Origin of the sequence: Leifsonia sp. CL147, from assembly GCF_900114565.1 — a bacterium.
Classification (GTDB): Bacteria; Actinomycetota; Actinomycetes; order Actinomycetales; family Microbacteriaceae; genus Leifsonia.
In genome coordinates, this window is record NZ_FOTM01000018.1 from 73,019 (window position 1) to 82,792 (window position 9,774).

Annotated in this window: 5 protein-coding genes and 1 pseudogene; 4 read left to right on the forward strand and 2 right to left on the reverse strand. The window is 64.2% G+C overall.

Going from position 1 to position 9,774, the window contains the following annotated elements:
* Positions 1-20: 20 nt before the first annotated feature.
* Positions 21-2,870 (reverse strand): YhgE/Pip domain-containing protein, encoded by a 2,850-nt coding sequence (locus BM287_RS14455; protein WP_090040666.1) that lies wholly within the window; start codon positions 2,868-2,870, stop codon positions 21-23.
* A gap of 85 nt (positions 2,871-2,955) precedes the next feature.
* On the opposite strand from BM287_RS14455, the gene essB reads away from it, so the two are divergent.
* The 4 genes from essB to BM287_RS14475 are packed head-to-tail and all read left to right on the forward strand — an operon-like array spanning position 2,956 to position 9,441.
* Positions 2,956-4,089 carry a type VII secretion protein EssB gene (essB, locus tag BM287_RS14460; RefSeq protein WP_090040781.1) on the forward strand — a complete coding sequence of 378 codons (1,134 nt, stop codon included), beginning with the start codon at positions 2,956-2,958 and terminating at the stop codon, positions 4,087-4,089.
* 11 nt (positions 4,090-4,100) lie between these two features.
* The gene (essC, locus tag BM287_RS14465; protein ID WP_090040779.1) at positions 4,101-8,582 is read left to right on the forward strand and encodes a type VII secretion protein EssC; all 4,482 of its coding nucleotides are present in this window, start codon (positions 4,101-4,103) and stop codon (positions 8,580-8,582) included.
* The gene (locus BM287_RS14470; RefSeq protein ID WP_090040664.1) at positions 8,579-9,025 is read left to right on the forward strand and encodes a DUF4176 domain-containing protein; all 447 of its coding nucleotides are present in this window, start codon (positions 8,579-8,581) and stop codon (positions 9,023-9,025) included. Before essC ends, BM287_RS14470 begins: the two co-directional genes overlap by 4 nt.
* On the forward strand, positions 9,022-9,441 hold the full coding sequence (locus BM287_RS14475; RefSeq protein ID WP_090040662.1) for a DUF4176 domain-containing protein: 420 nt from the start codon (positions 9,022-9,024) through the stop codon (positions 9,439-9,441). The genes BM287_RS14470 and BM287_RS14475 overlap by 4 nt, the downstream gene beginning before the upstream one ends.
* 20 nt (positions 9,442-9,461) lie before the next feature.
* Here the strand turns inward: BM287_RS14475 and BM287_RS17885 are convergent.
* Positions 9,462-9,774, reverse strand: a pseudogene (locus BM287_RS17885) (hypothetical protein); the annotation flags it as partial.

Sequence of the window (9,774 nt, forward strand, 5' to 3'; positions counted from 1 at the left end):
GTGGCGTCCGTCGCGGGAGGTCATTCCGCTCCTCGGGACCGTGCGTTACGGCGGATGGTGAGGTAGCAGAGCAGCGCTCCGATGAGTGAGCCTGCGATGAACACGACCAGCCACCGATAGTCGAACGCGTCCGTGACGGCGGCCGTCGCAGGCGTGGTGGCTTTGGTCGTGACCGGATTCGCGAAGGACTCGTAGATCTTCTCGGGGTCGGCTCCGGAGGCCCGGGTGTTCGAGAGCACCGTCGAGAACCGCTTGCTGTAGTCGCTGTTGGTCGAGAGGTCGGTGTTCCCGGTGGCGATGGTGCCCTTCATCGCATCGAGGACGGACTGCGTGTCCGCTTTCGTCCGCTCCACTCCAGCGACGAGCGCGTCGAACTGAGCGGAGTTGTCCGTGATGATCTGAGCGCCGGCGGCGACGCTCTGGGCGTCATGGCTCGTCGCAGCCACCAGCTCGGACAGCGTGCGATACAGGGCGGGCCCCGTGTCCTCGTCGAGGTAGAGCTCGGAACGACCCTCTTTCTGCCCGTGCCAGGGGAGGGTGTCGAGTTGGATGACCGCGTTCGACTTCTCCTCCCATTGAGCGGGTGAAGCACTGACGCTGGCGATCGCGGCCGCGTACCAGGCCCGGAGCCGGCTCACCGTGTCAGAGAAGTAGGTGTCGGACAACTGGAGGCCCGACAGAGTGTCCAGGTTGCCGGCGATCGCTTGGAGCTGCGCCTTCACGCCGGTGATCTGGGCGACGATCGCTGAGATGTTGTCGAGTCCGAGAGACTGGTACGTCCCGACATCCGTGTCACTGAGGTTCTTCTCGATCTGCGACGTGTCGATGGTCCCGTAGCGGTTGTAGACGGACTCGGTGCTGTGTCCGCCGAAGTCGCCGGTGACGCGAAGCGCGCTGGTGAACGTGGCGAGGGTGTCATCCGGAGCCCCGAACAGGAACTGGAGGAGGTGCGCAGCCGTCTGGATGTTGCCGAGATACGTGGAGATGGCCGCGAAGTCGTCGCCGCCGATCTTCTCCTTCGTGGCATTCGCCGGGACGAGGACGTAGACGTCGCTTCCGATGCTCGTCTCCGCCGGCGGCGGCGTCGAGGTGGTGTCCTGCGCCGTGTATGCGATGGTCGCGGTCCCGGCCGCATCCTTCAGGTCGATGCCGAAGGCCAACGTGACCGTTATCGGTCCGGTTCCACTGCGGTTGTCGATCGTCGCCGATCCGGTCGCCTCATCGAGCCACACGCAGCTCGGCGTGAGCGCCGCGCAGGAAGGTGCGGGCGACCCGAGGCTGACGGTCACATCCGTGAGGGGGATGGTGCTGGGTGGCCTGATGCTCACGGTGGAGCGTGTACCGGCGGCAACCGTGATGGGTACGGTCTTGGTGACCGATTGGGTCGTGACATCCGTCGAGGGATAGACGAGATTCAATGCCGGCGGAACGATGCCCTGAGTGTCGTCGTATTGCCGGATCAGGCCGAGGTTGCTCAGGTAGGGGGCCGGATCGAAGTCTGAGCTGCCCTGCAGCGCGGAGAACAGGGCGGAGTACTCGGCAGGGTCGGTGGGGATCGAGGCGAGAAGATCCCTGACGCGCTGCTCGTACTTCTCGACGGTGGTGGCGGTCGACGACCCTCGCGTGCGGAAACTCTCCGCGACTTTCTGGGCGAGGGCGGGTCTGGCGAGCTCCTTGGTCAGAGCCGAGGTGTCGATGTCGTAGGTGGCGTCGCCGAGCACGCTGTCGCCGGCCGGGACTCCGATCGCGGCGTTGTCAGCAGGCATCGTGATGGTGAAGTACTCCTGCAGCAGCTTCTTCTCCAGCGCTTCGAGATCGTGCACCGAAGCAGTGAGTGCTTCCTGCTGGTCGTGGAGGGTGCCGCTCACGCCGTTGACACGCGTGTTGAAGTCGGAGGCGAGTCGGTCGTAACCGGCCACGGCGCTCTCGAGCGAGGCGAGGACGCCGGTCGCCGTGCCGTCGGCATCCACGGACGAGAACCCGTCGAATCCGCTCCATGCGCCGTCCCCGGAGAGGAGCCCGTCGATGTGCGATGAGAATTCCTGGTCGTAGAAGCTCTTGTCGGACGCGCCCTGGTCGGAGATCGCGCCGTTCCCGTTCGACACGTTCGTGCGTGCGATCTGCTCCTGCTGCGCGAAGTAGCCGGAAAGGCTCGGTTGCTGGCGGTTCAGCGATTCGCTCACGGAGGTGAGCGTGCGCGTCGTGCTGTCCGTGAAGCTGTTCTGGGTCGAGATCCATGCGGAGTTCATCGATTGCAGGATGCCGGCCAGGCTCACACTGCTGCCGTAGCCCTGTGCGCTCCGGTCGAGGTCGGGATAGAGGGTCGTGGAGAGGCTGTCCACCAGCGACGCCTGACTGGCGACGGCGGCACCCATGTTGACCTGGGCGCCGGCGATGTTCCCGGCGATGCTCGCGAAGTACATCTTCACGATCCGGGTGTTGAAGTCGCGAAGGATCGTGCCGACCTGATTCTGGAGTCGTTGCTGGGAGAGCGCGTCGCCCTTCACGATCTTGTAGTCGATGACCGCCGTGACGGGGTTCAGATCCTGCAATGTCAGGACGTCATGGGAGAACGACCCGGGGAGATGGATCACGGCGCTCACGGACGCGTCGGCGTATGCCCTCTCGGCGACGCTGCGGGAGACGACCTCCCAGTTGTACGTCGCGTCGTTGGAGACGAGGCTCACGAATTCCTTGCCGAAGAGATAGCTGACGCCGTTGAAGGAAGCCGGCTGGTCCTCGTTGACCAGGGCGATCGTCGGGGTGCCTGGCGAGGATGTGTCGGTTCCACCGCCGAACAGGGCGCTCGAGCCGACCAGCGACGCTGCGAGCGCCAGCGTTCCCAGACTGATGAGGATTCTTCTGAGCATCGAGGTTCTCCTGGATGGGGGTCGAATGTGATCGTACCAGGAGAATAGATCCATATGTCAGTCCAGTTATGCTGGACGTATGCGGATGAGATTGTTTGATGGGCGCGACACCCTGGAGTTCGAGCGCACGGGGACCACGGTGACGGTCCTGCTGGGCGGTTCACAGATCCGCAGGGGAGCCATCGATGTCGTGCGTCAGCATGCGGTGGTCGAAGAGGATGCCCCGGAGGACTACGCGGCTGTCCTGGAGTACGCGCTCCCCCTCGATGCCGTCACGCTGCGCCGTGCGGCTTCCGACGCGAAGACCCGTATCTCCAAGTTGCGGACGGCGCAGAAACTGTCGGCGGTGAAGGCGCTGGCCGGGCGGTTCGCGGTCCCGTTCCTTCACCCGGAGAACGTCGTCCTCACGGGCGCAGGGGTCTCTGTCACGCATTCCGGGCTGGTCGGCATCGTCACGCCGATGAGTTTCGACGAGGAGCTCTTCCTCAAGGGCTACAAAGCGCTCGTGCTGAGCATCTTCCATCCACGCCTCTCCTTCGAGAAGCTCGTCGACGGCTCCGCGGTCCTCGGCGACCGGTTCAGTCAGGGCATCGCCTCCTGCGAGACCGTGGACGAGCTCGCTTCCTTCATCGACGCCGAGCTGGCTGCCGAGACGGCACGAGCGGCGAGGGACGTGGTCTCCGTGCCGAAATCCCGGTATCGGCTGATCACCGCGGTCGCCGCCACCGCTGTCGTGGCAACGGCGGTCCTCGGATGGTTCACATACACGTCCTACTCGCTCACCCAGCCGAAGCAGGAGGCGATCGTCACCGCTCAGTCGCACTTCCTCACGAGTGACTACGCGCAGACCCTGGCCGATCTGCAGGACTTCAGTCCCGCCGATCTCCCGACCTCCGCCCGCTACGTCTTGGCGGTCAGCTCGGTCAAGCTCACCGACCTGACGGGTGCTCAGAAGCAGGCGGTGCTCGACAACATCTCGACGAAGACCGATGACAACACTCTGAACTATTGGATCTTCCTCGCTCGCGGTGAGCTCGAACAGGCGCTGGACCGCGCCAAGAACGTCGGCGATGACCAGCTGACGCTGCTGGCGTACACGGATCTGTATCAGGCGACGAAGCTGAACACCAGGATGGATGGCGCTCGAAAACAGAAGCTGCTGGAAGAGTACGCAAAGAATATCGAGGAACTCACGGCACGTCTGGGGGCGGCGCAGTGAGCGAGCGGGTGATGAGCAGCCCCTTCGGTGTCCCGGCGGCGCCCACTGCGGATCCGCGACTGATCGACGATCGAATCGTCCCGGGGCGCGTGCTCTACACGGTCTATCTGCTCGACGATGAACTGGTCAGCATCCCGCTCACCGAGCACGCCCCGTCCGCGATCCATGACGACCTGACCCTCGGCGTGATCAGCGGGACGCTTTTCGTGAACGGCGCGGCCGTTTCCGCCGGGAGCGCCGTCCTCAACGGCCGGAAGGCGTTCGTCGTGGATGCGGGCCGTGCTGAAACGACGCACCTCCTCTTCGATCATGACGACCACTTCGTGCTCGGCGGTACGGAGGTCGCCGGGGTGAAAACGCAGGGCGACAGTCTGGTGGTCGTGCACGACGAGGAGTTGATCGTCACACCCGGCGACGACTTCCTCTACGTCGACGGCCGGAGGATCTCCGAGAGCGGAGTGATCCGCGTCGCGATCGGCGCCCGGGTGCTGACGCCCGAGTATCTGCTGGAGAAGCGCCCCACCCAGTGGCGGGTGACCGCGTTCGCCGACGACGTCGTGTTCGACTATTCCTCCTTCCTCCAGCAGGAGAGGGCAGCCGAGTTCCCGCCGGACTTCCCGGACTACCGCCGGAGTCCCCGGATCACCCTCGAGCTGCCGACCGACTCGGTCCAGCTCCAGAAGATCGAGCCGCCGCAGAAACCCGACAAGAACAGCATCCTGAAGGCTCTCCTGCCGCCGCTCGCCATGGTCGCCGTCGGTGTCGCAACCAGCGTGCTGTCCGGGCGGAATCCCCTCTTGATGCTCGGGATGGCCCTGCTGAGCGTGGTGACAGCGGCCTTCACCGTCTCCCAGTTCGTCGGGGACAAGCGGGAACGACGCCGGCAGGACGACATCCGCCTGGGCGACTACGAGCGCTACCTCGTGAATGCAGCGGCCTCGCTCTCCCGCCTGTCCGATCAGGAGAAGGAGGCGCGGGACTACGCTGCGCCGAGTCCGGCGGTGCTCGGCGAACTGGTGAACCGGTACGACCCGCGCATCTACGAGAGGTTGTCGAACAACAAGGACTTCCTGGATGTCTCCTTGGGGACCGGCGACGCACCCTCATCCCTGACGGTCACCTCGAGCGTGAACGAACGGGACGACGACGCGGACGCGCGGCGCGTCACGGAGCTGGTCTCCCGCTTCGCAACCCAGCGCCAGGTGCCGAGCATGCTCAACCTTCGAGCCCAGACCGTCGGCCTTGTCGGCACCTACGACGTGGTGAGCGCCGCTGCCGCGTGCCTACTGTTCCAGGTCGCCGTGTTCCACTCCTACCGCGATGTGAACTTCATCGCGCTCGTGCCCGGGAAGTCCTACAAGGACGACTGGTATCGCTGGCGGTTTCTGCCGCATTTCACGATCCAGGGTCTGAACGTCCGGGGGATGGTCCACAACGCGAAGACGCGCGACCTCGTCCTGACGAGCTTCACGCAGATCCTCAGCAAGCGCCGTCAGGCCCTGAGGGAAGCCGGTAGGGAGACGCCGGTCTTCGCTCCGCACTACGTGTTCACCGTGTTCGACGACTCGTATCTGGCCGGTCACGGGATCAACGAGTTCCTGGCGGAGGACCTCAGTGAGCTCGGCGTCACCGTCATCTGGTGCACAGAAGACCGCAAGCTGCTTCCCGAGACCGTGACGGCACTCATCGAGTACAAGAACCGGAACGCCGGGACTCTGGTCAACGACGGCCGCGTCTACGTCGCCCGCGACTTCACGCCGTATCCCACCCCCGATGGACTCGAGCAGGCGCTGCGGAAGCTGTCGAACCTCCGGCACGTCGAAGTCGAGAAGAACGCCATCCCGGAGGCCGTGACCTTCCTGGAGATGTACCAGGTGAAAGAGGTCGAGGATCTGGGTGTCGGTGGGCGCTGGGCTGCGGCAGACACCTCCAAGACGCTTTCGGTTCCGCTGGGACTGCGGGGCAAGGACGACCTCGTCGACCTGAATCTGCACGAACGCGCTCACGGACCCCACGGGCTCGTCGCGGGCACGACCGGCTCCGGCAAGTCCGAGATCGTGCAGTCGTACATTCTGTCGCTGGCCGTGAACTTCGCGCCGGAGGACGTCGGCTTCCTGCCCATCGACTTCAAAGGCGGAGGCATGGCGAACCTGTTCGCCGGCCTCCCTCACCTGCTCGGGTCGATCACGAACCTCGACGGCGCAGCCTCCGCCCGGGCATTGGCGTCGATCCGCGCGGAGCTTCAGAAGCGTCAACGGCTCTTCGGGCAATTCGACGTGAACCACATCAATGGCTATACGCGCCTGTACAAGCTCGGCAAGAACGAGACCGACCCGGCCGAGAAGGCGAAGTATCCGTCCAGGCCGCTGCCGCACCTGTTCCTGATCTCGGATGAGTTCGCGGAGTTGAAGGCGAACCAGCCGGACTTCATGGACGAGCTGGTCTCGACCGCGCGGATCGGGCGGTCGCTCGGCGTGCATCTGATCTTGGCGACCCAGAAACCCAGTGGTGTGGTCAACGACCAGATCTGGTCGAACAGCCGCTTCAAGCTCGCGCTCAAAGTGGCCGATGTCTCCGACTCCAACGAGATCATCAAGACGCCCGACGCCGCCAGCATCGTCGAACCCGGGCGCGCGTACCTGCAGGTCGGCAACAACGAGATCTACGAGCTCTTCCAGTCCGCCTGGTCCGGCGCCGACTACGACCCGGGGAAGACCGAGAAGCAGACGGTCGATGAGCGCATCTACCTGATCAACGACTTCGGACAGTACGAGCTGTGGACGCAGGACCTGTCCGGCGACGAAGCCGCTCAGGAGGCGCGCACCGAGAAGGTGAGCGAACTGACCGCGGTCGTCGACCACCTCAGCGCGATCGCGCGGGAAACCCAGGCCGTCATCCCCGATAAACCGTGGCTCCCGCCGCTGGGCGTCAGGATTCCGACGCCCGCGGTCGGAGCCGGTCCCGGGGTCCCGCTGGGGCTGCTCGACATCCCGAGCAGGCAGGCCCAGGAGACGTACTGCTTCGATGTCCAGGAGGCCTCGCACACGGCGGTCTTCGGCAGTCCGGGCTTCGGCGCATCCACTCTGCTGCAGACCATCGTGATGAACCACGCCCGTCAGAAGACCCCCGAGCAGGTGCAGTTCAACCTGCTCGACCTCGGCAACAACGGTCTCCTCCCGCTGCGCTCATTGCCGCATGTCGCGGACATCGTGACGCTGGAGGAGACGGAGAAGTTCAGCAAGATGCTGGGAGGCATCGCCGACGTGCTGGCCGAGCGGCGGAGCGCCTTCCGCACGGCCGGGGTCGCGTCCCTCGCCCAGTTCCGGGCGAAGACGGGAGCGGAGCTGCCGATCATCGTGAATGTGCTCGACGGCTACGACGGTCTGGCTCAGGACAAGCGCAAGGACGCGGTCGACGGTCAGCTCATCCAGGTGCTCCGGGAAGGCGCTGCCCTGGGCGTCTACCTCCTCATGAGCGCCAACCGCGCGAACTCGATCCGCATGAACATGAGCAGCAACATCCCGACCAAGATCGCGCTGTACCTGAATGACGAGGCGGATCTGACCGCGATCTTCGGCCGGGACCGCGTCCTGCAGGCGGAGATCCTCGGCCGGGGCCAACTCGTGCTCGACGCACCGACGGCGATCCAGTTCTATCTGCCGGCCGAGGGCGAGAACGACTCCGAGATGCTGGAGAACCTGGAGCGTGAGACCACTCGAATGGATGCCGACTGGAGCGGCCCGCGGCCGCCGGCGATCCCGATGGTCCCGCCGGAGCTGACGCCGGACGCGTTCCGTCGGCTCCCAGCGGTGGGCAGTGTCGAAGACGCCGGTGGTGTGGCCATGGGGCTGTCCAAGGCAACCACTGAGCCGGTCGGGTTCCTTCCCGGTTCGCAGACGTTCTTCCTGTTCGCGGCGCGTGACGATGAGCAGGAACTTCTTTTCCAGGAGGTTCTGCTTGCGCAGGGCGGTCGGGTGAAAAGCGAGTTCATGATCGTCGACTTCAATGAGTCGTTCGAAGAAGCTCTGACCAGAATGCCGCTTCCGGCGAATTTCAGCTACCTGTCGAGCAAGAGCGACGCGGACCAGATCGTCGCTGGGGTGGTTGCATATTTGGGCCTCCACAAGAAGAAGGTTCAGGGCGCCCATATGGTGCTGGTGGTCGCAGACCTGGCGGATTTCATCGCGAAGACCGGGCTGAAGGCCGATGATTTCGTACTCGCGTTGAAGAACACGTTCAAAGCAGGGCTCGATTTTGTGATCTTCAGCCGCCATGAGTATGTCGCGAAGTCGTTCGATCCGGTTCCCAAACTCGTCAGGGAGTTGAAGTTCACCGGCCTGGTCGGGGCGAGGGCATATGACAGCCCGCTTATCAAGAGCACGGGGAGTTCGAACGAGTCTGAGCCGAGAGTCGATGAGCCATTCTTTGTGCTGCGCGGAGGCAACGCGTTCGAGACGATCAGGCTCCCCCAATCAAAAGGAGCGGTCGCATGAGCGAGAATCCACTGCTGCTGCCGTTGGGAAGTGCAGTGAACATCGAAGACGCCGACGGCACCTTCATGATCATCGCGCGAGGCTTCCAGAAATCGCCCGAGGGGTTCCTGGCCGGCTACAAGGTGGTACAGCACCCCCGGGGCGCAGCCCCCGGTGTGAAAGAGGCCGTGGTCACTCAGACCCAGATCATCAAGGTCGTACACCGGGGGTGGGAGAACGCCGAAGATGCGGAGTTCGCGAAGAAGCAACTAGCGACGGCGAAAGCCCCGTCGGCGGCGCCGGCACCGGTTGCGGAACCGAAGCTGACGATCGATCTATCACAGCCAGCGGCCCGTGCACCCGCTACACCTCGACCGAAAACCGGCGAAGAGGCATGTAGCGGCGGGCTGAGCAACCCGAAAGACCCGTTCAGTGAGCTACGAAGGAAAGGAAAACGGAAATGACTGAGAATCCGCAAGAGCAGGACGAGGCGCGAGGGTTCCTCCCTCTGGGGAGCGTTGTCATCTTGAAGGGTTCGGTGAAGAAACTCTTGATCGTCTCCCGTGGCTCGATCGTTGAGGGCGACTTCTTCGACTACGGGGCGTTCATGTACCCGGAAGGCATGATCGACACCAACATCGCCTACTTCAACCATGACGACATTTTGAAGATCGTGCACGAGGGCTACACCGATGACGACAACGACCTCGTGCTCGAGATCCTGAACAGCGCATTCGTCCAGTTCCAGCAGCGAGACGAGGGTGATGTTTCCTCTCCTGAACCTGCGGCTGCGGCGCCGATTGCGTTGAGTGTGCGCGACGTGGACCCGTTCGCGAGTGTCCGTGATCTGGCGGACGGCGATGAGAGTAGTGCCCCGTAATGTGGATGCTCCTATTGCTGTCAAGCGGCCTGCGGTGTTTCGAGTTGAGCGAGCGCGAGGTTCGCGCGTTGTTCGAGTTCGGGGTCGGCGCGGGTGCCGATCTCGAGTCGTCGTAGCCGCTGGTAGGGGACGCCGAGCGTTGCGGCGAGGACACTGATCGGTGTGCCGATCGCCTGTCGGCGTGCCCGGAGTTCGCGTCCGACCGGGTTGTCGGTGGCGGGGTTGAGCAGGGCGGCATAAACCTCGTTCGCGACGTGTCGTTTCAGGCAACGCATGATGTCGCGGTCGGTGAGTTGCTCCGCGCGGCGCCGTTCGAAGTAGGCCATTGTGCGG

Excerpts from the sequence above, each read along its gene's own strand:
- BM287_RS14455 (WP_090040666.1), bottom strand. The coding sequence starts at position 2,870 with ATGCTCAGAAGAATCCTCATCAGTCTGGGAACGCTGGCGCTCGCAGCG.
- BM287_RS14470 (WP_090040664.1), top strand. The coding sequence starts at position 8,579 with ATGAGCGAGAATCCACTGCTGCTGCCGTTGGGAAGTGCAGTGAACATC.
- essB (WP_090040781.1), top strand. The coding sequence starts at position 2,956 with ATGAGATTGTTTGATGGGCGCGACACCCTGGAGTTCGAGCGCACGGGG.
- essC (WP_090040779.1), top strand. The coding sequence starts at position 4,101 with ATGAGCAGCCCCTTCGGTGTCCCGGCGGCGCCCACTGCGGATCCGCGA.
- BM287_RS14475 (WP_090040662.1), top strand. The coding sequence starts at position 9,022 with ATGACTGAGAATCCGCAAGAGCAGGACGAGGCGCGAGGGTTCCTCCCT.